Annotated in this window: 22 protein-coding genes; 12 read left to right on the top strand and 10 right to left on the bottom strand. The window is 68.8% G+C overall.

Annotated features, from left to right (window positions below; genetic code table 11):
- The gene (locus AC3WLB_RS10265; protein ID WP_492505613.1) at positions 1-588 is read left to right on the top strand and encodes a DUF998 domain-containing protein; all 588 of its coding nucleotides are present in this window, start codon (positions 1-3) and stop codon (positions 586-588) included.
- Here AC3WLB_RS10265 and AC3WLB_RS10260 read toward each other — a convergent pair.
- Both AC3WLB_RS10260 and AC3WLB_RS10255 read right to left on the bottom strand, forming a co-directional pair.
- Positions 572-1,438, bottom strand: a complete 867-nt coding sequence (locus AC3WLB_RS10260; protein ID WP_492505611.1) for a CPBP family intramembrane glutamic endopeptidase — start codon at positions 1,436-1,438, stop codon at positions 572-574. The genes AC3WLB_RS10265 and AC3WLB_RS10260 overlap by 17 nt on opposite strands.
- A gap of 39 nt (positions 1,439-1,477) precedes the next feature.
- On the bottom strand, positions 1,478-2,323 hold the full coding sequence (locus tag AC3WLB_RS10255; RefSeq protein WP_492505609.1) for a helix-turn-helix transcriptional regulator: 846 nt from the start codon (positions 2,321-2,323) through the stop codon (positions 1,478-1,480).
- 136 nt (positions 2,324-2,459) lie between these two features.
- Between AC3WLB_RS10255 and AC3WLB_RS10250 the strand changes: the two genes are divergently transcribed.
- On the top strand, positions 2,460-3,539 hold the full coding sequence (locus AC3WLB_RS10250) for an NAD-dependent epimerase/dehydratase family protein (RefSeq protein ID WP_492505607.1): 1,080 nt from the start codon (positions 2,460-2,462) through the stop codon (positions 3,537-3,539).
- A gap of 66 nt (positions 3,540-3,605) precedes the next feature.
- Positions 3,606-4,913, top strand: coding sequence for a histidinol dehydrogenase (hisD, locus tag AC3WLB_RS10245; RefSeq protein WP_492505605.1), 1,308 nt, complete (start codon positions 3,606-3,608; stop codon positions 4,911-4,913).
- Here hisD and AC3WLB_RS10240 read toward each other — a convergent pair.
- Complete coding sequence (locus AC3WLB_RS10240; protein WP_492505603.1) at positions 4,910-6,541, bottom strand: FAD-dependent oxidoreductase; 1,632 nt, start codon at positions 6,539-6,541, stop codon at positions 4,910-4,912. The genes hisD and AC3WLB_RS10240 overlap by 4 nt on opposite strands.
- Before the next feature lie 40 nt (positions 6,542-6,581).
- Here AC3WLB_RS10240 and nrdR point away from each other — a divergent pair, with 40 nt between their 5' ends.
- On the top strand, positions 6,582-7,088 hold the full coding sequence (nrdR, locus tag AC3WLB_RS10235) for a transcriptional regulator NrdR (protein WP_022896169.1): 507 nt from the start codon (positions 6,582-6,584) through the stop codon (positions 7,086-7,088).
- 6 nt (positions 7,089-7,094) lie between these two features.
- Positions 7,095-8,144 (top strand): quinone-dependent dihydroorotate dehydrogenase, encoded by a 1,050-nt coding sequence (locus tag AC3WLB_RS10230; RefSeq protein ID WP_492505601.1) that lies wholly within the window; start codon positions 7,095-7,097, stop codon positions 8,142-8,144.
- Between the two features lie 26 nt (positions 8,145-8,170).
- Here the strand turns inward: AC3WLB_RS10230 and AC3WLB_RS10225 are convergent, their stop codons facing one another.
- Positions 8,171-8,743 (bottom strand): DUF3043 domain-containing protein, encoded by a 573-nt coding sequence (locus AC3WLB_RS10225; protein WP_031283860.1) that lies wholly within the window; start codon positions 8,741-8,743, stop codon positions 8,171-8,173.
- Positions 8,744-8,779: 36 nt separating this feature from the next.
- On the opposite strand from AC3WLB_RS10225, the gene AC3WLB_RS10220 reads away from it, so the two are divergent.
- The 5 genes from AC3WLB_RS10220 to AC3WLB_RS10200 all read left to right on the top strand — a co-directional run bounded on the left by AC3WLB_RS10220 (position 8,780) and on the right by AC3WLB_RS10200 (position 13,854).
- The gene (locus AC3WLB_RS10220) at positions 8,780-10,195 is read left to right on the top strand and encodes a dipeptidase (RefSeq protein WP_492505599.1); all 1,416 of its coding nucleotides are present in this window, start codon (positions 8,780-8,782) and stop codon (positions 10,193-10,195) included.
- A gap of 84 nt (positions 10,196-10,279) precedes the next feature.
- Positions 10,280-10,645 carry a HesB/IscA family protein gene (locus AC3WLB_RS10215; protein WP_492505597.1) on the top strand — a complete coding sequence of 122 codons (366 nt, stop codon included), beginning with the start codon at positions 10,280-10,282 and terminating at the stop codon, positions 10,643-10,645.
- Between the two features lie 160 nt (positions 10,646-10,805).
- Positions 10,806-11,678, top strand: coding sequence for an aa3-type cytochrome oxidase subunit II (gene ctaC / locus AC3WLB_RS10210; RefSeq protein ID WP_031283856.1), 873 nt, complete (start codon positions 10,806-10,808; stop codon positions 11,676-11,678).
- Positions 11,679-11,687: 9 nt separating this feature from the next.
- Positions 11,688-13,430, top strand: coding sequence for an aa3-type cytochrome oxidase subunit I (ctaD, locus tag AC3WLB_RS10205; RefSeq protein WP_031283854.1), 1,743 nt, complete (start codon positions 11,688-11,690; stop codon positions 13,428-13,430).
- Between the two features lie 4 nt (positions 13,431-13,434).
- The gene (locus AC3WLB_RS10200; protein WP_022897727.1) at positions 13,435-13,854 is read left to right on the top strand and encodes a cytochrome c oxidase subunit 4; all 420 of its coding nucleotides are present in this window, start codon (positions 13,435-13,437) and stop codon (positions 13,852-13,854) included.
- A gap of 256 nt (positions 13,855-14,110) precedes the next feature.
- Here the strand turns inward: AC3WLB_RS10200 and AC3WLB_RS10195 are convergent, their stop codons facing one another.
- From AC3WLB_RS10195 to ctaE, 5 genes are all read right to left on the bottom strand, one after another.
- The gene (locus tag AC3WLB_RS10195; RefSeq protein WP_492505594.1) at positions 14,111-15,421 is read right to left on the bottom strand and encodes a cell wall-binding repeat-containing protein; all 1,311 of its coding nucleotides are present in this window, start codon (positions 15,419-15,421) and stop codon (positions 14,111-14,113) included.
- 159 nt (positions 15,422-15,580) lie between these two features.
- Positions 15,581-17,248, bottom strand: a complete 1,668-nt coding sequence (gene qcrB / locus AC3WLB_RS10190; protein WP_492505592.1) for a cytochrome bc1 complex cytochrome b subunit — start codon at positions 17,246-17,248, stop codon at positions 15,581-15,583.
- The gene (gene qcrA / locus AC3WLB_RS10185; RefSeq protein WP_022897722.1) at positions 17,245-18,312 is read right to left on the bottom strand and encodes a cytochrome bc1 complex Rieske iron-sulfur subunit; all 1,068 of its coding nucleotides are present in this window, start codon (positions 18,310-18,312) and stop codon (positions 17,245-17,247) included. The genes qcrB and qcrA overlap by 4 nt, the downstream gene beginning before the upstream one ends.
- Before the next feature lie 63 nt (positions 18,313-18,375).
- Entirely contained in the window at positions 18,376-19,170 is a 795-nt protein-coding gene (gene qcrC, locus AC3WLB_RS10180; protein WP_022897721.1) for a cytochrome bc1 complex diheme cytochrome c subunit, read from the bottom strand.
- A gap of 61 nt (positions 19,171-19,231) precedes the next feature.
- On the bottom strand, positions 19,232-19,822 hold the full coding sequence (gene ctaE / locus AC3WLB_RS10175; RefSeq protein WP_492505590.1) for an aa3-type cytochrome oxidase subunit III: 591 nt from the start codon (positions 19,820-19,822) through the stop codon (positions 19,232-19,234).
- Positions 19,823-20,018: 196 nt separating this feature from the next.
- On the opposite strand from ctaE, the gene trpD reads away from it, so the two are divergent.
- Positions 20,019-21,074, top strand: coding sequence for an anthranilate phosphoribosyltransferase (trpD, locus tag AC3WLB_RS10170; RefSeq protein WP_492505588.1), 1,056 nt, complete (start codon positions 20,019-20,021; stop codon positions 21,072-21,074).
- Between the two features lie 116 nt (positions 21,075-21,190).
- On the opposite strand, the gene AC3WLB_RS10165 is transcribed toward trpD, so the two are convergent.
- Positions 21,191-21,958: an aquaporin gene (locus tag AC3WLB_RS10165; protein WP_022897718.1), complete on the bottom strand. Its 768-nt coding sequence runs from the start codon at positions 21,956-21,958 to the stop codon at positions 21,191-21,193.
- 222 nt (positions 21,959-22,180) lie between these two features.
- Between AC3WLB_RS10165 and dhaK the strand changes: the two genes are divergently transcribed.
- Positions 22,181-23,182, top strand: coding sequence for a dihydroxyacetone kinase subunit DhaK (gene dhaK, locus AC3WLB_RS10160; protein WP_492505585.1), 1,002 nt, complete (start codon positions 22,181-22,183; stop codon positions 23,180-23,182).
- Positions 23,183-23,190: the final 8 nt, after the last annotated feature.

Here is a 23,190-nt window from a genome sequence, read left to right as displayed (position 1 = left end):
GTGGGCGCGCTCCTGACCCTGGTGGGAATCGGCATCTGCCTCGTGGGACTCGTAGCCGTGCACGTGCTGCCCACCGGCTTGAATCCGCTCCGCGACCCGGTGAGCCAATACCACCTGACCCGATTCCGTCCAGTCATCCTGGTGTCGACGCTCGCGGCGGGCGTCGCCGGCATCGGTGCGATCATCGTGTTCGCCGCACTGGCCGGCTCGGCCGCTACGGTCGTGATCGTGCTGCTGGCGGTGTTCGCGGTCTGCCGCATCCTCATCCCGTTCCTGCGGATGGACGCACCGGGCACGGGGGTGACGGCCGTCGGGCGCATCCACACCGTGCTCGCCTTCGGCGCCTTCGGGTCCGCGGTCGCCGTTGCGTTCGTAGCCGGCGGCCTGCTGCACGACACGGGCTACGCGACGGCAGCGACCTGGTCGACCGTCTTCGGCGTCGTCGGCGCGATCGGAGCGGTCGGGCTGCTCGTGGCCTCGCTCAGCCGACGACGCAGCCTTTTCGGCTTGTTCGAGCGGGTGATCTACCTCGGCTTCATCGGCTGGTTCGTGCTGATCGGGGTGACCGCCCTCAGCGCAGGGCTGTAGCCGGCCCCGGGTCGGCGAAGGCGGCCGTTCGGTCGATGCGGCCGCGCACGGCGATGATCGCCACGATCGCGAACAGCATCACCGCGTAGTTCGCCAGCCCGGCGATCGGTGCAAGCGGGCCGGGATGCATGGCGGCGCTCGTCGCATCCACCCCGCCGGTCATCAGGAACAGGCTCGGGTCGGTGGAGGCGTGCAGCAGGATCGGCCAGATCAGGTTGCCCGTCACCCGCAGCGCCACGTACATCGTGATGCCGAAGGCGAAGGTGTAGACCACGGTGAACGCCACCACGAGCGGGCTGCTTCCGGCGGCGAGGTTGCCGGAGTGCAGCGCCGCGAACAACAGCGACGACAACAGCATCACCGACCGCTCACCGTAGCCGGCGCGGCGAAGCAGGTTCACCGCGAACCCGCGGGTCAGCACCTCCTCGGCGAAGCCCACGCAGAGCCCGGTGAACAGCACCGCGATCACGGCTCCGGCGTCCCACGCGCTGTAGTCCGCGCTCGCGAACCGGAGGGCGTTGAAGACGATGACGACCGCCACGCCGATCCACATCCACCACGACCCGCGGATCGGCTGCCGGCCGAACAGCTCCTTCAACCAGCCCAGCGACACGGCGAAGATCACCAGGAGGATTCCGCCGACCAGGATCGGCGCGGCCAACCCCACGAACACGCTCAGCGCGTTCGCGAACAGGTTCTGCTTGTCGACGAGGTGGCCGAAGAGCGCGTTGATGGCCAGGCCGGCGAGCTGGTAGAGCCCCCAGTAGACGGCGACGACCAGCAGCGCCTTCCACCAGCCGCCCCGGTTCCAGAACCGGTGCCACCCCGATTGTTGCGCGCGCTCGTCCATCCGTCCCCCTTCGCTCGACGAGTCTAGGGGGAGCTGCCGTCACTCCACGAGCGACTGCGTGCCGAGCACGATCGCGAGGGCGAGCCGGTCGGCATCGGGCGTGCCGGGCTCCGCGGTGTAGATCAGGATGCGCAGGTCGTCGCCCGCGACCACGAGCGTGTCGCAGTCGAGCCGGATGCGCCCGACCGCCGGATGCTCGACCACCTTCTCGCGACCGGGCTCCCGCTCGGGGTCGAGCCCCGGGTCGTCCCACAGCGCGGCGAAGCGCGCGCTCGCCGCTCGCAGCTCCCGCACCAATCGCGCGAGCGAACGGTCGGCCGGGTAGCGCGCGGCCGTGAGGCGCAGCTGCGCGACCTGGGCGGCGTGGAAGTCGTCGCGTTCGGCATCCGTCATCACGACCCGGGTGCCCGTGCCGACGAGGTTGCGCCACACGGCGTTGCGCTCGAGCCCCTGTGCCGCGCGGTCCACCCCCATGAGCGCGGCGTACGGCGGGTTGGCGTCGATCAGGGTGAGGGTCGCGTCGAACACGGCGACGGGTGTGTTCGCGAAGCGGTCGAGCAGCCGTTGCACGCTCGGCGGAATGCGCCGTGGAACCACGTCGCGCCCGGGCGCCGCGTGCCCGGCGAGCTCGAACAGCAGTTCCCGCTCCGCGTCGCCGAGTCGGAGCGCGCGAGCGAGCGCCTCGACCACCTGCGCCGACGGAGAGGTGGCGCGCCCCTGCTCGAGGCGGGTGAGGTAGTCGGCCGAGATGCCGGCCAGCGACGCGAGCTCTTCGCGACGGAGACCGGATGCGCGACGCCGGCCCCCGGTCGGCAGACCTACCGCACCCGGTGGCACCCGGTCGCGCCAGCGGCGTACCGCGCGACCGAACTCCGACGACTCCATCGTCCCAGTCTGCTCGCGTCGGAGGGGTTTGTCCTGGGTCCGGCAGTCCTACGACAACGGGACCGCTGGCAGGGCGCGGTGGGCCGGCGCAGAGTCAGTGCGTCACGACATCCCCGTCACAACCAGGAAGAGCGCCATGTCCACCCCCACCCTCTCGTCCGTTCCCACCCCGCCCGCCTCGACCCGCGTGCTCGTCACCGGCGGCTCCGGTTTCATCGCCGGTCACACCATCGTCCAGCTGCTGGCCGCGGGCCACCGCGTTCGCACCACCGTGCGCAACCTCGCCCGCGAGCACGGTGTGCGCGACGTGCTGGCCGCCGCCGGTGCCGCGTCCGCGCACGATCGCGTCGAGCTCGAGTTCACCGCGGCCGACCTGCTCGACGACGCGGGCTGGGCGGCTGCACTCGACGGCGTCGACGCCGTGCTGCACGTGGCCTCGCCGGTGCAACCCGGTCACGTCGAGGACGAGCAGGAGCTGATCGTGCCGGCGCGCGACGGCGCGCTCCGGGTGCTGGGGGCGGCGCGCGCCGCCGGGGTGCGGCGGGTCGTGCTCACCTCGGCCTTCCACGCGGTGGGGTGGGGGCATCCGCACGACGAGCACGTGTTCACCGAGTCGGACTGGACCGTCCTCGACGGCCCCGGCGTCGACGCCTACGGGAAGAGCAAGACCCTCGCCGAACGGGCGGCGTGGGAGTTCGCCGCCGAGGCCGGCGACGGATTCGAGCTCGTCACGGTGCTCCCGGTCGCGGTGATGGGCCCGGTGATGGGCACCGAGGTCTCGGGTGCGAACCGCATCGTGCAACGGATGCTCGCGGGCGGTATGCCGGCGTTCCTCGACCTCTGGTTCCCGATCGTCGACGTGCGGGATGTTGCCCGTGGGCATCTGCTCGCCCTCGCCACTCCCGCGGCGGCCGGGCAGCGCTTTCTTCTGGCGGGCGACCCGGCGCTGCCGATGGCGGAGGTCGGAGCGGTGTTGCGTGAGCGGCTCGGGAGCGCCGCCGCCCGTGTGCCCACGCAGACGGTGCCGAACGAGGTGGTGCGAGCGAATGCCGCGTCCTCGCCCGAGTTCGCCGCCGTGCTGCCCGACCTCGGCTACGCCCGCCGGGTCTCGGGGGAGCACGCCCGCCAGGTGCTCGGCTGGTCGGCCCGGCCCGCCGCCGAGGCGATCGCGGCGGCCGGCGAGTCCCTCGTCGCCGCCGGCTTGGCCGGCGCCTGACCGGCTCAGGTGGCCGGCCGCGGTCTCGCCGAGCCGAAGGCTGCGACTGGGTAGGCTGGAGGCGCCATGATCCAGACCATCGACCTCCGCGGCCAGACCCCCACCCGCGCCGAACTCGCCGCCCTCGTGCCGCGCGCCGACACCGACGTCTCGGTGGCCGCCGAGGCCGCCGGTGCCCTCATCGCCGCCGTCCGGGCAGACGGTCTCGTCGCCTTGCGCGAGCAGGCCGAGCGCTTCGACCGGGTGGTGCCCGAGCACGTCCGTGTGCCGCAGGCGGCCATTGCGGCAGCCGTCGACGCTCTCGAGCCGGAGGTTCGTGCGGCACTCGACGAGGCGATCGTGCGGGTCCGGCAGGCCACGGCCGCCCAGATCCCGGATGCCCGCACCACGCAGCTGGCCGACGGCGCCGTCGTGGAGCAGCGGTGGCACCCGGTCGAGCGGGTGGGACTGTACGTGCCGGGAGGCAAGGCCGTCTACCCCTCGAGCGTCGTGATGAACGTGGTTCCCGCGCAGCTGGCCGGCGTCGGCTCGCTCGCGATCGTCTCGCCGCCGCAGCAGGAGTTCGGCGGCTCCATCCACCCCACCATCCTCGGCGCCGCCGGACTCCTCGGCGTCGACGAGGTGTACGCCATCGGCGGTGCGGGAGCGATCGGAGCGCTCGCCTACGGTGTCGAAGAGATCGGCCTCGACCCGGTGGAGGTCATCACGGGTCCGGGCAACGTGTTCGTCGCGGCGGCGAAGCGGCTGGTGCGCGGCGTCGTGGGCATCGACTCCGAGGCCGGCCCCACCGAGATCCTCGTCATCGCCGACGGCAGCGCCGACCCGGCGTTCGTGGCGGCCGACCTGGTGAGCCAGGCCGAGCACGACGAGCTGGCCGCCGCCGTGCTGGTCACGGACTCGCCGGAGCTGGCCGAAGCCGTGCGCACCGTGCTCGAGCGCGTCGCCGCCGACACGAAGCACGCGACGCGGGTCGCGGTGGCGCTCGACGGCCCGCAGTCGGCGATCGTGCTGGTCGACTCCCTCGCCGATGCGGCGGCGGTCAGCAATGTCTACGGCCCCGAGCACCTCGAGATCCAGACGGCCGATCCGGATGCGACCCTGGCCCTCATCCACAACGCGGGCGCCATCTTCGTCGGCGCCTACTCGCCGGTCAGCCTCGGCGACTACCTCGCCGGGTCGAACCACGTGCTCCCGACGGGGGGCCAGTCCCGGTTCTCCTCCGGCCTCGGCGCGTACACCTTCCTGCGGCCCCAGCAGGTCATCCGCTACGACCGGGCGGCCCTCGAAGCAGTGGCCTCCCGCATCGTGGCCCTCTCCACCGCCGAGAACCTCCCGGCCCACGGCGAGGCCGTCACGGCTCGCTTCGTCAGCTAGCCGGCCAGCGCGCGGTGCACCGACGCCACCGCGCTCGAGCCCTCGCCGACCGCGGCGGCCACGCGCTTCATCGAGCCGCGGCGCACGTCGCCCGCGGCGAAGACGCGCGGAACCGAGGTTTCGAACGGCAGCGGTTCGCGGCCGAGGTTCTGCCAGGCGAGAGCCTGCGCGGCCAGGTCGGTTCCGGTGCGCACGAAGCCGTCGGCGTCGCAGTCGAGCCCGGTCAGCCAGCCGGTCGCCGGGTCGGCGCCGATGAAGCAGAACAGTCCGCGCGCGTCGACGTCACCCGCGCTGTCGATGCGCACCCGCTCGAGCGTGTCGCCGCCGTCGAGGCCCACCACGCGGGACCCCGTGTGCACCTCGATGCGCGGATCCTCCAGCAACCGGTCGACGAGGTAGGCCGACATGCGGCTGCCGAGGTCGGAGCCGCGCACGACGAGCCGCACCGGGCATCCGTTCGCCGCCAGGTACAGCGCGGCCTGGCCGGCCGAGTTGGCGCCGCCGACCACGACGACGGGGGAGCCGCTCACCTGCTTGAGCTCGAGCTGCGTCGCGGCGTAGAAGATGCTGCCCGCGCGCTCGAACTCGGCCCAACGGTCGAGATCGAGTGTGCGGTACGCGGCGCCGGCGGTGACGATCGCCGAGCGCGCGTGGATGACCGCGCCGTCGACCAGGGTCACCTCGAGGAGGTCGCCCGCGCTTGACAGGCTCTGCGCCTCGCACGGAGCGTAGACGCGCACGCCGAACTTGAGGGCCTGGAGGCAGGCCTGCCCGATCAGGTCGCGGCCGCTGACTCCGAAGGGGAAGCCGAGGAAGTTCTCGATGCGCGAGGTCGCCGCCGCCTGGCCGCCCGGCGCGATCGCGTCGACGAGCACCGTGTCCAGCCCCTCGGATGCGCCGTAGATGGCCGCGGCAAGGCCCGCCGGCCCTCCGCCGACCACCACCAGATCGGCGACCTCGTCGTCCTGTGCGTGGTAACTGAGCCCAAGGCGCTCTGACACCAGGCCGGGCGTCGCCCGCACGATCGGCTCGCCCTGGATGAAGGCCACCGGCAGCTGGTCGGCGGTGATGTCGTGGCCGGTGAGCGCCCCGAGCTCGCCGGGCGGGAGCTCGGCGGCCACGTGCACGAGGTCGAGCCGCTCGGCGAAACGCCGGAGCGCTCGGAAGTCGCGGTCCGACCCGACGCCCACGAACTTCAGCGTGAGCGCGGCCGGTCCGGCGCGCAGGCTCTCGCGCCGCGCCCACAGGGCGTGCAGCACCAGGTCGCCGAGCTCGTCGTCGTCGGCCATCAGCCGCCGGAGCTCAGGGCGCGACACCCGGAGGATGCGCCCCGCCTCGCTCCCGCGGGCGGAGAGGAAGGCGCCCTGGCCGTTGAGGAGGCCCAGCTCACCCACGAACGATCTGGGTCCCATCCGGGCGATGACCGTCTCATCGACCCAGCCGAGCGAGTCGCGCACGACCTCGACCTGACCCGACTCGACCAGGATGAGGTCGTAGTCGCGATCGCCGGAGCGGAAGAGGTAGTCGCCCACGCCGAAGCGCTCATCCGTGCCGAACGCGCACATGCGTTCCCACTGGGCGTCGGTGAGCACCGGTTGCTGCTGGGCGTCGAGCTCGTCGTGTTCCATCGACTTCATGCTAACGCCCGGCCTGTACGATTGGAGGGCCATGTTCTGCCCCTACTGCCGCTACCCCGACTCGAGGGTCGTCGACTCGCGCACCACCGACGACGGCCTCGCCATCCGCCGGCGCCGTCAGTGCCCCGATTGCGGCCGGCGCTTCAGCACCACCGAGACGGCGTCGCTCAGCGTCATCAAGCGCTCCGGTGTGGTCGAGCCGTTCAGCCGCGAGAAGATCGTGTCGGGCGTGCGGAAGGCCTGTCAGGGCCGGCCGGTCACCGACAGCGACCTCGCGGTGCTCGCCCAGCGGGTGGAGGAGACGGTGCGGCTCTCCGGCGCGGCGCAGATCGAAGCGAACGACATCGGTCTGGCCATCCTGCAGCCACTGCGCGAACTCGACGAGGTGGCGTACCTCCGGTTCGCGAGCGTCTACCAGGGCTTCGACTCGCTCGACGACTTCGAGGCGGCGATCACGCTGCTGCGGGTGGAGCACGACCAGGCCGCGGACGGACAGGCGAGGGCCGCGTCGCCCGGCGCAGCCGGCTCAACCGAGTAGAACCGGATGTACGAACTGCTCTTCCGGCACGTGTTGTCGAAGATGGATCCGGAGCGGGCGCACCACCTGGCCTTCGACGTCATCCGGGCCATCCCGGCGCTGCGGCTCGACGGCGTGCTCGCCCGGTTCACGAAGAGTCCCGTCGATCTCTCGGTGCACGCGCTCGGGCTGCGCTTCCCGACGCCGTTCGGTGTCGCGGCCGGATTCGACAAAGACGGAAAGGCGGTGCGCGGGCTCGGCGCACTCGGCTTCGGGCACGTCGAGGTGGGCACGATCACCGCGCGCCCGCAGCCCGGTAACCCACGACCGCGACTGTTCCGCCTCATTCCCGACCGCGCGGTCATCAACCGCATGGGCTTCAACAACGCGGGCGCCGCGGCGGCCTCGCTGCGGCTCGCCCGGGTGCGGTCGCTCACGCATCCGCGGCCGGTCATCGGGGTGAACATCGGCAAGAGCCGGGTGGTCGAGGTCGATGACGCCATCGACGACTACCGGCAGAGCGCTCGCGCCCTCGCCCCGATGGCCGACTATCTCGTGGTGAACGTCAGCTCACCGAACACCCCCGGGCTGCGCGGACTGCAAGAGCTCGAGAAGCTGGCCCCCTTGCTCGAGGCGGTGAAGGGGGAGGCGGGGGCGACCCCGCTGCTGGTGAAGATCGCCCCCGACCTCACCGACGAGGAGGTGGTCGCGATCTCGCGGCTCGCGACCTCGCTCGGCCTCGACGGCATCATCGCCACCAACACCACGATCTCGCGCGAGGGACTGAAGACGGATGCGGCGGTCGTCGAGGCCGCCGGCGCCGGGGGGCTCTCGGGAGCGCCGTTGGTGGCGCGGTCGCTCGAGGTGCTGAAGATCATCCGCTCGGTCGTGCCCGAATCACTCTGCGTGATCTCGGTCGGGGGAGTGGAGACGGCGTACGACGTCGATCAGCGTCTCGCGGCGGGGGCGACCCTCGTGCAGGGGTACACCGCGTTCTTGTACCGCGGGCCGCTGTGGGCGCGGTCGATCAACATCGGGTTGGCGCGCCTGCGGCGCACCCGGCAGCCGGAGCAATAGCGGCCGACCGGGCCTTCCGGCCCGGCTCAGCTCGGGTACTGGCCGCGCTTGACCTGCGGCTTCGGCAGGCGCAGGCGACGGAACTGCAGCGCCCGCATGGTGGCGTACCAGCGCACCCGCTCCACCTTGTCGGCGCCGAACTTCTCGCGCATCTTCTTCATCAGGCGCATGCCCATGAACAGGCTGTCGGCGACCACGATGACCACGAACGCGTAGAGACCGAGCATCACGCCGGCCTGGATCTCGGGCATCGGCACGAGGGTGAGCAGGATGACGACGAACATCACCGGGATGAGGAACTCGCCCAGGTTGAAGCGGGCGTCGACGTAGTCGCGCACGTAGCGCTTCTGCACACCCTTGTCGCGGGCGGGCAGGTACTTCTCGTCGCCGTTGGCCATGCCGACCCGCGCCTTGTCGCGCAGTTCCTGCTGCCGGCGCTTGTAGTCGCGGCTGGCCTCTTTGCGGTCGGTGGGCACCAGCGGGCGCTTGTTCGCGGCCTCGCGCTCCTTGCGGGTGGGGGTCGCGTGACCCTTACCGGAGGTCTGCTCCTCCACAGGAACCTCGACGGGCGCTTCGGTGGTGCTGGATTTCTTTGCCACGGTTTCCTCGTTCGTTCGTCTCTTAAGATTACCTGCATGACCGACGCACCAGGCTCCCCGTTCACCCAGAATCCGCCAGCCGAGGGGCTCGACTCGGCCGTCGCCGAGCTCGTGGAGCTCGGATTGCCGCGAAGCATCGCCGATCTGAGCGCGCTCGTGCGCATCCCCTCGGTCTCGTGGGCGGCCTTCGATCCGGCGCACGTGGCGGCCAGTGCCCAGGCCGTCGCCGGACTGTTCGAGGCGACCGGCGTGTTCGAGTCGGTCGAGGTGCTCCGCGCCGCGACCGAGACGGGCGAGCTCGGCCAGCCCGCGGTGCTCGCCACCCGCGCCGCCCGCAACGGGCGCCCGACCGTGCTGCTGTACGCGCACCACGACGTTCAACCGCCCGGGCAGGAGTCGGATTGGGATTCGCCCCCCTACGAGCCGACCGTGCGCGGCGACCGGCTCTACGGCCGGGGTGCTGCTGACGACAAGGCCGGCGTGGTGTCGCACGTGGCGGCCGTGCGGGCGCTGGCCGCCGTGGCCGGCGACGACCTCGAGCTGGGCCTCGTCGTCTTCATCGAGGGTGAGGAGGAGTTCGGCTCGCGCTCGTTCGCGAACTTCCTCGACAACCATCGGGACAAGCTCGCCGCCGACGTGATCGTGGTCGCCGACTCCGACAACTGGGACACCGAGACACCGTCGCTCACCATCAGTCTGCGCGGCAACGTCACCTTCAAGCTCACCGTCAGCACGCTCGCACACGCCTCCCACTCGGGCATGTTCGGCGGCGCGGTGCCGGATGCGATGCTGGCCGCCATCCGGCTCCTCAGCACCTTCCACGACGCTGACGGCGCGGTCGCGGTCGACGGGCTCACGGCGCTGCCGATCGAGGCGCCCGACTATCCGGAGGAGACGCTCCGGGCCGAGGCCGGGCTGCTCGACGGGGTGCAGCCGATCGGCCACGGGCCGATCCTGTCGCGGTTGTGGGCGGGGCCGTCGATCACGGTCACCGGGATCGACGCACCCACGGTCGCCAACGCGTCCAACACCCTCATCCCGAGCGTCTCGGTGCGGGTCAGCGCGCGGGTGGCGCCGGGGCAGCAGGCGAGCGAGGCGCTGGCCGCGCTCGAGGCGCACGTGCGGGCGAACACGCCGTTCGGCGCCCACGTCGAGATCAGCGACGTCGACACGGGTGAGCCGTTCCTCGTCGACACGTCGGGTTGGGCGGTGACAGCGGCGAAGGACGCCATGCGTGACGCCTGGGGCGCGGAGCCGGTGGAGGCGGGCGTCGGCGGCTCGATCCCGTTCATCGCCGACCTGGCGCGGGTGTTCCCGGCGGCGCAGATCCTCGTCACCGGGGTGGAAGACCCGCACACCCGGGCGCACAGCCCGAACGAGTCGCTGCACCTCGGCGTGTTCAAGCGCGCCATCGGGGCTGAGGCGCTGCTGCTGGCGCGATTGAACGGGTGAGAGCGAAAGGCTGGGAATGCTGACGACGCGGGCGGGGTTGGCGGAGTTAGACTTTTTCCCTACTTCCTAACGAATGGAGTGCAGATGAGCGACACAACCCTGACCACCGAGGTCGACGCGCCCGCGCACAAGGTGGGCCTGACGGCGGCTGCCGGCGACAAGGTGCGGAGCCTGCTCGAGCAGGAAGGCCGCGACGACCTGCGCCTGCGCGTCGCCGTGCAGCCCGGCGGCTGCTCCGGCCTGATCTACCAGCTCTACTTCGATGAGCGCATGCTCGACGGCGACGGCGTGGTCGACTTCGACGGCGTCGAGGTGATCGTCGACAAGATGAGCGTGCCCTACCTCGACGGCGCGACCATCGACTTCGAAGACACCATCCAGAAGCAGGGCTTCACGATCGACAACCCGAACGCCTCCGGCAGCTGCGCCTGCGGAGACTCGTTCCACTGATCGTCGGCACGTCGGATCAGGGCCGTTCCGTCGGGAGCGGCCCTTTTTCGTGCCGTAGCACACGCGCATCCGGTGTGCCTGTGGCAACGACGGGGAGATCGACACAGTAGGCTAGGAAAAGGTCAAATACACTGTGGTGTAGCTTCCCGAAAGGTCTGTGGTGCGCTCTAACCGACGTCTCCGATGGGTCGCGATTCCAGTCGCGGCGCTACTGTCCGTTGTCTTGGCCGGGTGCACCCAGGAGCAGCTGCAAGGCTGGCTCCCCACGGAGCCCGGCACCACGAACAACGTCGACCGCGTCATCGGCCTCTGGGTCACGTCGTGGATCGTGCTGCTCGTGGTCGGTGTGCTCACCTGGGGCCTCACCATCTGGGCGATCGTGGTCTACCGGCGCCGCCGCGGGCAGACCGGTCTCCCGGCGCAGCTGCGCTACAACATGCCGATCGAGATCTTCTACACGATCGTCCCGCTCATCCTGGTGCTCGGCTTCTTCGCCTTCACCGCTCGGGATCAGAGCGCCATCGAGGCCAAGTACGACGACCCCGACGTGAAGATCCAGGTCTTCGGCAAGCAGTGGGCGTGGGACTTCAACTACGTCGACGACAACGTCTACTCGGCCGGCGTCCAGGGCCAGGAGAACCCGGCCGACGCGAACGGCTCACTCGTCGAGTCCGAGATCCCGGTGCTCTACCTGCCCGTCGGCAAGAAGGTCGAGATCGAGCTCCAGTCGCGCGACGTCATCCACTCGTTCTGGGTCATCGACTTCCTCTACAAGAAGGACATGCTGCCGGGCAAGACGAACTACATGTACGTCACGCCGGAGCGTGAGGGCACGTTCAGCGGAAAGTGCGCCGAGCTCTGCGGCGAGTACCACTCGATGATGCTCTTCAACGTGAAGGTCGTCTCGCAGCAGGAGTACGACGACTACATCCAGTCTCTGAAAGACGCCGGCCAGGAAGGCCAGCTGGGCCCGGAGTACAACCGCAACCAGAACCTCCCGGGCATCGGCACGCCCGCGCACGAAGAGAAGTAGGAGCGAGCCATGACAGCGACAGTGGCGGTTTCGCCCGGCAGCACGGCCCCGGCGACCATCGGCACGCCGTCGAAGACCGTTGGCCGCAAGGGCAACATCTTCATCAAGTGGATCACCTCCACCGACCACAAGACCATCGGGTACATGTACCTGATCGCGTCGTTCCTGTTCTTCTGCCTCGGTGGTGTGATGGCGCTGGTCATCCGCGCCCAGCTGTTCGAGCCGGGCCTTGAGCTCCTGCAGACCAAAGACCAGTACAACCAGCTGTTCACGATGCACGGCACGATCATGCTGCTCATGTTCGCGACGCCGCTGTTCGCGGGCTTCGCCAACGTCATCATGCCGCTGCAGATCGGGGCTCCGGATGTCGCGTTCCCGCGTCTGAACGCGTTCGCCTTCTGGCTCTTCCTCTTCGGCTCGCTCATCGCGGTGTCGGGCTTCCTCACCCCGCAGGGTGCCGCCTCGTTCGGCTGGTTCGCCTACGCGCCCCTGTCATCGACGACGTTCACACCCGGCGACGGTGGGAACATGTGGGTGTTCGGCCTCGGCCTCTCGGGCTTCGGCACCATCCTCGGTGCGGTGAACTTCATCACCACGATCATCACGCTGCGCGCGCCGGGCATGACCATGTTCCGCATGCCGATCTTCACCTGGAACATCCTGGTCACGTCGATCCTCGTGCTGATGGCGTTCCCGGTGCTGGCCGCCGCGCTCTTCGCGCTCGGTGCCGACCGCGTCTTCGGAGCCCACGTCTACGACGCCGCGAACGGCGGTGTGCTGCTCTGGCAGCACCTGTTCTGGTTCTTCGGGCATCCGGAGGTCTACATCATCGCGTTGCCGTTCTTCGGCATCGTCTCCGAGGTGTTCCCGGTGTTCAGCCGCAAGCCGATCTTCGGCTACAAGACCCTCATCTACGCGACGATCTCGATCGCGGCCCTCTCGGTCACGGTGTGGGCGCACCACATGTACGTCACCGGCTCGGTGCTGCTGCCGTTCTTCGCGCTCATGACCATGCTCATCGCGGTGCCGACGGGTGTGAAGATCTTCAACTGGATCGGCACGATGTGGCGCGGGTCGGTGACCTTCGAGACACCGATGGTCTGGGCGATCGGCTTCTTGATCACCTTCACCTTCGGTGGCCTCACGGGCGTCATCCTGGCGTCGCCGCCGCTCGACTTCCACGTCTCCGACACCTACTTCGTGGTGGCGCACTTCCACTACGTGGTGTTCGGCACCGTCGTGTTCGCGATGTTCTCGGGCTTCTACTTCTGGTGGCCGAAGTGGACGGGCAAGATGCTCAACGAGCGGCTCGGTCACTGGCACTTCTGGTTGCTGTTCATCGGCTTCCACACCACGTTCCTCATCCAGCACTGGCTGGGCGTCATCGGCATGCCGCGTCGTTACGCGACCTACCAGCCGGAGGACGGCTTCACCTGGATGAACCAGTTGTCCACCATCGGTGCCTTCATCCTCGCTGCCTCGCTCATCCCGTTCTTCTTGAACGTGTACATCACAGCCCGCAAGGCGCCGAAGGTCACGGTCAACGACCCGTGGGGTTACGGCCGTTCGCTCGAGTGGGCCACCTCGTGCCCGCCGCCGCGGCACAACTTCACGTCGATCCCGCGCATCCGCTCGGAGTCCCCGGCGTTCGACCTCAACCACCCCGAGGCCGGCATCCCGGTCGGTGTCGGGCCGGCGAAGGACGCACCGGATGCTCCCACCTACGATCTCTCGCAAGGCAAGGTGAAGTGACCCGATGAGAGTCAACACCAATCTCTTCTGGATCCTCTTCGGGTTCATGCTGCTGGCCGATGCGGCCTACACGATCTGGTCGCTGATCTGGTACGAGGGTCAGGTGGAGTGGGTCGGCACCGTGGCGATCGGTCTGTCGGCCATCCTGGCGGCGTTCCTCGCCTTCTACCTCGGCCGGGTGCACAAGGCGCAGGGCGCCGAGCTGCCCGAGGATCTGCTCGACTCCAACATCGACGACGGCGACCCCGAGATGGGCTTCTACAGCCCGTGGAGCTGGTGGCCGATCATCCTCGCCGGTGGTGGCGCGCTGATGGTGCTCGGCCTCGCGGTGGGCTACTGGATCTGCTTCATCGCAGCCGCCATCTTCCTCGTGGCGATCATCGGCTGGGTCTTCGAGTACTACCGAGGCTACTTCGCCCGCTAGGTTCTCCGCCCGACGTCGATCAGGCCCGCACTCCTCGTGAGTGCGGGCCTTTTCGTCGCCCTCCCTCGGCCTCAGTCCTCTGCCGCTTGTCGTATTCAGGAGAATCTCCCGTATTCAGGCCCCCGCATCCTGCGTATGCGCACGGCGACCGGTTGGTCCTGATGTGCGCACCCGCGGCGTCGAGACGGATGCCCCGGACAGACGGATGGCCGCCCACCTCGTCGGTGAGCGGCCCTCGCGGTCGTGGTGCGGTTGGTCAGCTGCAGAGCGGGAGGTTCTCGAGTGCGGCGTCGAGGCTGTTCGGGCCGCCGAGGAGCACGATGTGCTTCGGCGCCAGCCGTCGCACCTGCGCGGCGACTTCGGCGGCGACGCACGACTTGCGCACGAGGAGGATCGGCGCATTGCCTACGCCGGCGAGTGTGCCGCCGGCGAGAGCGTCGGCGAAAGTGGCGCCGGTGGCGAAGTACACGGTGTCGGCCGGGGCGGTGTAGTTCGCCGCGACGACGTTGGCCGAAACGATGAACCGGTCGTCGCCCTCGATGCGGTTGACCGCGCCGGCAGCTGCCTTGAGGTCGGCTGCGATCCCTGCTGAGAGGGTGTCTTCGCCGCCGAAGACGGTGGCGGTCTTGACGCCACGGGCTGCGAGCAACGCCTTCTCCTCGGTCGTGAGGCTGGTGGCCTCGCCGTTCACGAGCAGCACGGCGGTCTTGGCCTTCGCGGCGGCCGGGCTCGCGCTCAGGGCGTCGGGGAACTTCAGCCCGCTGGCGACGTACAGCGTAGTCGACGCGGCGGCACCGAACTTCGGATCGCTGATGAGGTTCCGCGACACCTCGAACCGGTCCGCGCCGCCGATGCGCGTGATCTTGGGATGGCTCGACATCGCCTTCAGCTCGTCCACGAGTTTCTGGCCCAGTGAGTTCTCACCGCCGACAAGCACTACGTCTTGTGCGCCGAAGAGGTTGACGACGGTGTGCACATAGTTCGTGAAGCCCGTGGAGCTGGCGAGAACCAAGGGCGCGTTGTGCTGCGCAGCGATGGCCGATGCACTCAACGCGTCGGAGTAGTTCTCCCCACTCGCGACATAGACCAGCGGCGTGGTCGTCGGGGCGATCCGTTCGGCGACGTGAGCAGCGACCTCGTAACGGTCTTCGCCGCCGATGCGCTCGACGATCGACGTGGCCGGCACGATGTCCATCACGCAGGTCTTGTCACCGGTACCGCCCACGTTGTTCGCGAGATGCATCTGGAAGGTGAAACTGCCGGTCTTGGTGGGTGTACCCGAGATCTTCGGAGTGGCGGGCGCCATGCGGCTCAGGGTGAGGCCGTCGGGAAGTGCACCCGATGCGATGCTGCCGTCGAAACCGCTTCCGCTCTCACCATCGAGAACGTCGAAGGAGATCGGCATGCCGACCTTCGAGATCGCGGGCGGACAGATCATGAGCCCCGGCCCGCTGGCAGCGGAGGCAGCGAGCGGTGTTGCGAAGGTCGCGCCAAGCGCTGCAAGTGCGAGCGTCGTCGACGCGAGTGTCGTTGCGCGACGGCGTGAGGTGGTTCGGGCGTGGGTCATGGGCCTGGCTTTCTGTAGAGGGAATAGTCCTACGAAAGCTTTGGCCCAGGCGGGGAGATAGCGTTATGAGCAGTTGCTACTCAGGGCGCGCCGGGCGGGACGACGAAGGCCCGGCCGCACGGGGTGCGGGCCGGGCCCTGAGTGGGGGAGGGGAGGCGGTTAGTGGTGGCCGCCGGCCTCGAGTTCGTCGTGCCCGCCGTGGCCGTGGCCGGCCTCGAGCTCGGTGCGCGAAGCAGGAGCGATGCGGTCCTCGAAGAACCACTTCGACATCCGCGCGCGCAGGCGCATGGAGCCGGTGATCTTGCCCTTGCTGTTCGGCCGGAGCATGAGCGGCTGGTAGACCTCGTAGTCGACGAGCTTCCAGCGCTCGTAGTCGTCGACCTGCTCGTGAACCTCGATGTACTCGCCACCGGGCAGGCGCACGATGCGGCCCGACTCGTAGCCGTGCAGCACGATCTCGCGGTCCTTCTTCATCAGACCGATGCAGACCCGCTTCGCCACGAAGTAGGCCAGGAACGGACCGAGGATGACCCAGGCCTGGATGACATGCGTCACCGACTCGAGCGAGGTCTGGAAGTGCGTCGCGATGATGTCCGAACTCGCCGCCGCCCACAGGCCGGCGTAGAACGTGACCCCGGCGGCACCGATGGCCGTGCGGGTCGGCGCGTTGCGCGGACGGTCGAGGATGTGGTGCTCGCGCTTGTCGCCCGTGACCCAGCCCTCGACGAACGGGTAGATCGCCACCAGACCGAGCAGCACCAGCAGCGCCAGCACGGGCACGATGATGTTGAACGACCACGTGTGGTCGAGCCACACGAACTCCCAGCCCGGCGGGATCAGGCGTAGTGCACCATCCGCGAACCCGATGTACCAGTCGGGCTGCGTACCCGCCGACACCGGCGAGGGGTCGTACGGGCCGTAGTTCCAGATCGGGTTGATCGTGAAGAACGAGGCCATCAGGGCGATGACGCCGAACACCAGGAAGAAGAACCCGCCGGCCTTCGCCGCGTACACCGGGAGGATCGGGTAACCGATCACGTTCTGCTGCGTGCGCCCGCCACCGGCGAACTGCGTGTGCTTGTGCACCACCACGAACACGAGGTGCAACGCGATGAACGCCACCACGAGCGCCGGAAGCAGCAAGATGTGCAGGGTGTACAAGCGGCCCACGATCGCGGTGCCCGGGAACTCGCCGCCGAAGAGCAAGAACGAGATCCAGGTGCCGACGAACGGGATGCCCTTGATCAGGCCGTCGATGATGCGGAGACCGTTGCCCGAGAGCAGGTCGTCGGGGAGCGAGTAGCCGGTGAAGCCCTCGGCCATCGCCAGCACGAACAGCGTGAAGCCGATCACCCAGTTGAGCTCACGCGGCTTGCGGAACGCACCCGTGAAGTAGATGCGCAGCATGTGCAGACCGATGGCTGCGATGAACAGCAGCGCCGCCCAGTGGTGGATCTGGCGCACCAGCAGGCCGCCGCGGATGTCGAACGAGATCTTCAGCGCCGAATCCATGGCCGCCGACATCTCCATGCCCTTCAGCGGTGCCCAGGAGCCGTTGTAGGTCACCTCGGCCATCGAGGCCTGGAAGAAGAAGGTCAGGAAGGTGCCGGAGAGGATGATGACGACGAAGCTGTAGAGCGCCACCTCGCCGAGCATGAACGACCAGTGGTCGGGGAAGATCTTGCGGCCGAACTCCTTGACGACACCCGAGATGCTGGTGCGCTCGTCGAGGTAGTTCGCCGCTGCCGCCGTGAAGCCGCCGCCCTTGGGGGGTGCCGGGGTCGCAACCGCGGCCGGAGCATCCGCTCTTTCGATTGTGCTGGTCATGAACGCTCCCAGAAACTCGGGCCGACGGGCTCGTTGAAGTCACTCTGAGCCACCAGGTAGCCCTCGGAGTCGACCTCGATCGGCAGCTGCGGCAGGGGCCGCTTCGCCGGACCGAAGATCACCTGGCACTCGTTCACCACGTCGAAGGTCGACTGGTGGCAGGGGCACAGGAGGTGGTGGGTCTGCTGCTCGTAGAGCGCCACCGGGCAGCCGACGTGGGTGCAGATCTTGGAGTACGCGACGATGCCGTCGTACGACCAGCTCTCGCGGCCGGGGCTGATGTTGAGGTCTTCGGGGTTCAGGCGCATGAGCAGCACGGCCGCCTTGGCCTTCTGCTCGAGCCGGTCGGGCATCTCGTTGAGGCCCTCGGGGATGATGTGGAACACCGACCCGATGGTGACGTCGGAGGCCTTGACCGGGATGCCCGAGGGGTCGAGCGTGAGGCGCGCACCCTTCTTCCACATGGTGTGGCTGAGGAGCTCTGCCGGGTCTTCGCTCTGCGGTGCCAGACCGCGGAAGAGCACGATGCCGGGCAGCGGGAAGGCGATCAGCGCGCCGATGAGGCTGTTGCGGATGAGCGTACGACGGCCGAAGCCCGACTCCTGGTCGGCCTCGTGGAAGATCTCGACGGCGCGGGCCCGAGTCTCCGGCGTGCCGGCGACGGGGTGGCGGATGTCGATGCCTTCCTTGTCGTACATCAGGGCCTTGGCCCAGTGCACGGCGCCCAGGCCGATGCCGAACAGGGCCAGGGCGACGCCGATGCCGATGAACAGCGTGTTCAGGCGCACCGAGCCGACGTCGTCGTTCTCGATCGGGAAGGCCATGTACGCGGCGATCGCGAAGACGCTGCCCGCGATCGAGAGGTAGAACAACGTGTACACCGAGCGCTGCGCCGTCTTCGCGGCCTTGGGGTCGGTGTCGGTGACGCGCTGGCGGTGGGCGGGCTCGCCCGGGTTCTCGACGTCGGAGGCGACGACCGTGGTGGTCGACGTGCCTCGACTCGTCTCGACGGCCGACGAATCGGAAGCGGGACTCTCGGGTCCGCTCACCTCGTCATGTGCCATTGTTGTCCCTTTCGAGCTGTGCTGGTGTGCTGCTGTGTGCCGGTGTCCACGGGAACCGGATGGCTAGTTCGACTTGGCGGTGAGCCAGACCATGAGGCCGATGATCGCGCCGAGTCCGAAGATCCAGGCGAACAGACCCTCGGCCACCGGGCCGAGCGAGCCGAGCTCCACTCCACCGGGCGAGGGGTTGTTCTCCAGGTACTTCAGGTAGGTGATGATGTCGCGCTTGTCTTCGGGCGTCAGGTTGTCGTCGTTGAAGACGGGCATGTTCTGCGGGCCGGTGAGCATGGCCTCGTAGATGTGCGTCGGCAGCACGCCGGTGAGCTCGGGCGCGAACTTGCCCTCGGTGAGGGCACCGCCGGCCCCGTGCACGTTGTGGCACATGGCGCAGTTGATGCGGAACAGCTCGCCGCCGTTCGTGGCGTCGCCGTCGCCCTGCAGGAGGCTCGGGTCGGGGATGGCGGGGCCGGGGGAGATGGAGGCGACGTAGGCCGCGAGGGCTGCGGTCTGCTCGTCGGTGAACTGCGGCGGCTTCTGCATGGCCTGCGGCCCCTGCATGGCCATGGGCATCCGGCCCGTTCCGACCTGGAAGTTGACGGCCGCGGCGCCCACACCGATGAGGCTCGGCCCGTCGGGCGTGCCCTCGAGGCTCATGCCGTGGCAGGTCGCGCAGTTGGCCGCGAAGAGCTTCTGACCCTCGTCGATCGTCTCCTGGCTGGTGGCGGACGTGTCGGCGGTCGCGGTGGTGGTGCTGCTCAGCAGGGCATAGCCGCCGCCCGTGACCACCAGGCCGATAGCAATGAGCACGACGGTCGCCAGCGGGTGGCGTCTGCCTGCTTTCCTGCTCGTGCGGGGCATTCTCTCTACTCTCTGCTTGGGACGCTGTTCGGGACGACGATTCTTGACCATGACGGATGCGCTACTTCAGCACGTAGATCACGAGGAACAGGCCGATCCAGACCACGTCGACGAAGTGCCAGTAGTACGAGACGACGATGATCGAGGTCGCCTCTTTGTGGCCGAAGTTCTTCACCGCGAACACGCGGCCGAGCATGAGGAGCATGGCGATGAGGCCGCCCGTCACGTGCAGGGCGTGGAAGCCGGTGGTGAGGTAGAAGGCCGAGCCGTAGGCGCTGCCGTCGATCGTGATGCCCTCGGAGACGAGCGTGGCGTACTCGAGCACCTGGCCCGAGACGAAGATCGCACCGAAGGCGTAGGCCAGGAACATCCACTCCGTGATGCCCCAGTCGACCGGCTTCCAGCTCGTGCGCTTGGTCTGCCCGCGCTCGGCGGCGAACACCGCGAACTGGCACCAGAACGACGAGATGACGAGGATGATCGTGTTGACGAGCGCGAACGGGACGTTCAGCGTGTTGGCCTGCTCGGCCCACGCGGCGGGGTTCGTCGAGCGCAGCGTGAAGTAGATGGCGAAGAGTCCGGCGAAGAACATGACCTCGCTGCCGAGCCACACGATGGTGCCCACCGCCACGATGTTGGGGCGCTGGACCATGGGGGCACTCTGAGTCTGGGTCAATGAGCTGCTCGTCACAGATCCATTATGTCCGAAATCCCCAGCCGATTTTGCATTTGGGGGGCTAGGCGGCGAGGTCGTCGGCGTGTCCCGGGTGGGATACAAGGCCGTGTGCGGCGGATGCCCGAGCCACCGTGCAGGGATCGGCTCGCCCGCGCCCAATAGGATCGCTGACATGGCGCACACGCAATCCTGGCCCGCGACGATCGCTCAGCTCCTGGCCGGAGAGGACCTGTCCATCTCGGATGCCACGTGGGCCATGAACAAGGTCATGGATGGTGAGGTGTCCGAGGCCCAGCTGGCCGGATTCCTCGTGGCACTGCGGGCGAAGGGCGAGACGGTCGATGAGATCGTCGGCTTCCGCGACGCGATCCTCGAGCACGCCCTGCCACTCGCGATCGATCCGTTCGCGCTCGACATCGTCGGCACCGGCGGCGACAGCTTCGGCACGGTGAACGTCTCGACCATGGCCTCGATCGTGGCCTCGGCGAGCGGCGTGCCGGTGATCAAGCACGGCAACAAGGCAGCGAGTTCGCTCTCGGGCTCCTCCGACGTGCTGCGCGCGCTCGGCATCGACCTCGACCTCGAACCCGAACGCGTGGCGGAGGTGTTCCTGGAGACCGGCATCTCGTTCGCCTTCGCCTCGAAGTTCCACCCGGGGTTCAAGAACGCCGGTGCGGTGCGCGCCCAGCTCGGGGTGCCCACCGTGTTCAACTTCCTCGGCCCGCTGTGCAACCCGGCTCGCGCCGAGGCCTCCGCGGTCGGTGTGGCCCACCTCGACCGGGTGCCGCTCATCGTGGGCGTGTTCCAGACCCGCGGTGCGACCGCCCTGGTGTTCCGCGGCGATGACGGGCTCGACGAACTCACCACGACCGGTCACAGCCACATCTGGGAGGTCTCCCGGGGTGCGGTGAAGGAGCACGACCTCAATCCGCGCGACCTCGGCATCGCGCGGGCGTCCATCGACGACCTCAAGGGCGGGGATGCGGCGCACAACGCCGAGATCGTGCGCCGGGTCATGGACGGCGAGCAGGGCCCCGTGCGCGACATGGTCGTGCTGAACGCCGCGGCCGGTCTCGTCGCGTTCGAACTCGTCTCCGACCCCACCGAGGTCGACCGGGGGATCGTGGAGCGGCTCGCCGAGAAGATGGCCATCGCGGCGGCGGCGATCGACTCGGGAGCGGCGTCGGCGAAGCTCGACGCGTGGGTGGCGGCGACGACCCGCGCGTGAGGGTGCTTGGCGCTCTCCATGGGTAGTCGAGGGCGGCCTGCGGCTGCCCCCCGCGGGGAACGCCGAAGGGCCGGCCACGTCGTCGTGGGCCGGCCCTTCGGGTGGGGTGAGACCTGTCAGGTGAGGATGGGCAGGAGGACCAGGGCGGCCCAGCCGGCCAGGAGGCCGCCGATGATGGGACCGACGACCGGGACCCAGGAGTAGGACCAGTCCGAGGTGCCCTTGCCCTTGATGGGGAGCAAGGCATGGGCGATACGCGGGCCGAGGTCACGGGCCGGGTTGATCGCGTAGCCCGTGGGGCCACCGAGCGAGGCACCGATCGCGATCACGAGCAGCGCCACCGGCAGGGCGCCGAGTGCGGCGAGACCGCCACCGTCACCGTTCCGGCCGAACGCGATCACCACGAACACCAGCACGAAGGTGCCGATGATCTCGGTGACGAGGTTCCACGCGTAGGAGCGGATGGCCGGCCCGGTCGAGAACACGCCGAGCTTGGCCGCGGGCTCCGGCTCCTCGTCGAAGTGCTGCTTGTAGGCCAGCCAGACCAGCACGGCACCGATGATGGCGCCGAGCATCTGGGCCCCGATGTAGGTGATGACGGAGAGGAAATTCACGTCGACCTGCGTGTTGGGGCCACCGAACGTCGTGGCGCCGTTGGCGACGAGACCCAGGGTCACCGCGGGATTCAGGTGCGCGCCCGACGCGTAGGCGACGATGACACCGGAGAAGACCGCGAGGCCCCAGCCGATGGTGACCATCAAGAAGCCGCCGTTGAAGCCCTTCGTCCTGATCAGGGCGACGTTGGCGACCACGCCGGTGCCGAGGAGCACCAGCAGGGCGGTACCCACCAGCTCCGAAACGAAATCGATACCAAGATTGTCCACGATGACCTTCCTTCGCACTGTTCGGCCACCCGCTGTGACCCCCGGGGTGAACGGGTTTGCCCAACGATATCTCCAGGAAGTTGCCAGGTACATCCCCTAGGGCTCCGGGCGTGGCGCGGCGGGGTCTACCGGAGCGTCGGAGGTTCGGCGTAGATTTGCACCGGATGGCCCGCTTCGGGCTCCCGTCGCGAGCGACGACCGCTCGATCGGAGGGATATTTCAATGAAGAAGCTCATCAACGATCCGAAGAATGTCGTCGAGGAGGCTGTCGCCGGCTTCGAGGCCGCGCACGGCGACCTGGTGAGGGTGTCGCACGATCCGATCTTCATCGCCCGCAAAGACGCTCCCGTCTCGGGCAAAGTGGGCATCGTCAGCGGCGGCGGCAGCGGCCACGAACCCCTGCACGGCGGTTTCGTCGGGTACGGGATGCTCGATGCCGCCGTTCCCGGAGCGGTCTTCACCTCGCCCACCCCCGACCCCATCCTCGCCGCCACCAAAGCAGTCGACGGGGGCGCCGGCGTGCTGCACATCGTGAAGAACTACACCGGCGACGTGCTGAATTTCGAGACCGCCGCCGACCTGGCCGGTGCCGAGGGCATCGAGGTGCGCACGGTGATCATCGACGACGACGTCGCGGTGAAGGACTCCCTCTACACCGCCGGCCGTCGTGGGGTGGCGGGCACGGTCTTCGTCGAGAAGATCGCGGGTGCCGCCGCCGAACGGGGCGACGACCTCGCCGCCGTCGCGGCGGTGGCCGAGAAGGTCAACGCGAACGTGCGCACGATGGGTGTGGCCCTCACGCCCTGTGTCGTGCCGCACGCCGGCGAACCGAGCTTCGAGCTGGCCGACGACGAGATCGAGATCGGCATCGGCATCCACGGCGAGCCCGGCCGCGAGCGGATCAAGCTCGAGCCGGCCGATGCGATCGTCGACCGCCTGCTCGGCCCGATCCTGGAGGACCTGCCCTTCGCATCCGGCGACAAGGTGGCGTTGCTCGTGAACGGCATGGGCGGCACACCGCAGGTGGAGCTCTACATCGTCTTCCGGCACGCGGCGCAGGTGCTCGCCGACAAGGGCATCGAGGTGACCCGCTCGCTGGTGGGCAACTTCGTGACGTCGCTCGAGATGCAGGGCACCTCGATCAGTGTGCTGCGGCTCGACGACGAGCTCACCGAACTGTACGACGCGCCCGTTCAGACCGCAGCGCTGCGCTGGGGAAGGTAGAAGGTAGA

Source organism: Herbiconiux sp. FW305-C-125 (assembly GCF_058783455.1).
The sequence above is the reverse complement of the archived record's forward strand: the minus strand, read 5'-3'. Positions and strand labels throughout refer to the sequence as shown.

What these genes read in the sequence shown, in the direction of transcription:
- AC3WLB_RS10260 (WP_492505611.1), bottom strand. Translation starts at nt 1,438, where the DNA reads ATGGACGAGCGCGCGCAACAATCGGGGTGGCACCGGTTCTGGAACCGG.
- AC3WLB_RS10255 (WP_492505609.1), bottom strand. Translation starts at nt 2,323, where the DNA reads ATGGAGTCGTCGGAGTTCGGTCGCGCGGTACGCCGCTGGCGCGACCGG.
- AC3WLB_RS10250 (WP_492505607.1), top strand. Translation starts at nt 2,460, where the DNA reads ATGTCCACCCCCACCCTCTCGTCCGTTCCCACCCCGCCCGCCTCGACC.
- hisD (WP_492505605.1), top strand. Translation starts at nt 3,606, where the DNA reads ATGATCCAGACCATCGACCTCCGCGGCCAGACCCCCACCCGCGCCGAA.
- AC3WLB_RS10240 (WP_492505603.1), bottom strand. Translation starts at nt 6,541, where the DNA reads ATGGAACACGACGAGCTCGACGCCCAGCAGCAACCGGTGCTCACCGAC.
- nrdR (WP_022896169.1), top strand. Translation starts at nt 6,582, where the DNA reads ATGTTCTGCCCCTACTGCCGCTACCCCGACTCGAGGGTCGTCGACTCG.
- AC3WLB_RS10230 (WP_492505601.1), top strand. Translation starts at nt 7,095, where the DNA reads ATGTACGAACTGCTCTTCCGGCACGTGTTGTCGAAGATGGATCCGGAG.
- AC3WLB_RS10220 (WP_492505599.1), top strand. Translation starts at nt 8,780, where the DNA reads ATGACCGACGCACCAGGCTCCCCGTTCACCCAGAATCCGCCAGCCGAG.
- AC3WLB_RS10215 (WP_492505597.1), top strand. Translation starts at nt 10,280, where the DNA reads ATGAGCGACACAACCCTGACCACCGAGGTCGACGCGCCCGCGCACAAG.
- ctaD (WP_031283854.1), top strand. Translation starts at nt 11,688, where the DNA reads ATGACAGCGACAGTGGCGGTTTCGCCCGGCAGCACGGCCCCGGCGACC.
- AC3WLB_RS10200 (WP_022897727.1), top strand. Translation starts at nt 13,435, where the DNA reads ATGAGAGTCAACACCAATCTCTTCTGGATCCTCTTCGGGTTCATGCTG.
- AC3WLB_RS10195 (WP_492505594.1), bottom strand. Translation starts at nt 15,421, where the DNA reads ATGACCCACGCCCGAACCACCTCACGCCGTCGCGCAACGACACTCGCG.
- qcrB (WP_492505592.1), bottom strand. Translation starts at nt 17,248, where the DNA reads ATGACCAGCACAATCGAAAGAGCGGATGCTCCGGCCGCGGTTGCGACC.
- qcrA (WP_022897722.1), bottom strand. Translation starts at nt 18,312, where the DNA reads ATGGCACATGACGAGGTGAGCGGACCCGAGAGTCCCGCTTCCGATTCG.
- qcrC (WP_022897721.1), bottom strand. Translation starts at nt 19,170, where the DNA reads ATGCCCCGCACGAGCAGGAAAGCAGGCAGACGCCACCCGCTGGCGACC.
- ctaE (WP_492505590.1), bottom strand. Translation starts at nt 19,822, where the DNA reads ATGGTCCAGCGCCCCAACATCGTGGCGGTGGGCACCATCGTGTGGCTC.
- trpD (WP_492505588.1), top strand. Translation starts at nt 20,019, where the DNA reads ATGGCGCACACGCAATCCTGGCCCGCGACGATCGCTCAGCTCCTGGCC.
- dhaK (WP_492505585.1), top strand. Translation starts at nt 22,181, where the DNA reads ATGAAGAAGCTCATCAACGATCCGAAGAATGTCGTCGAGGAGGCTGTC.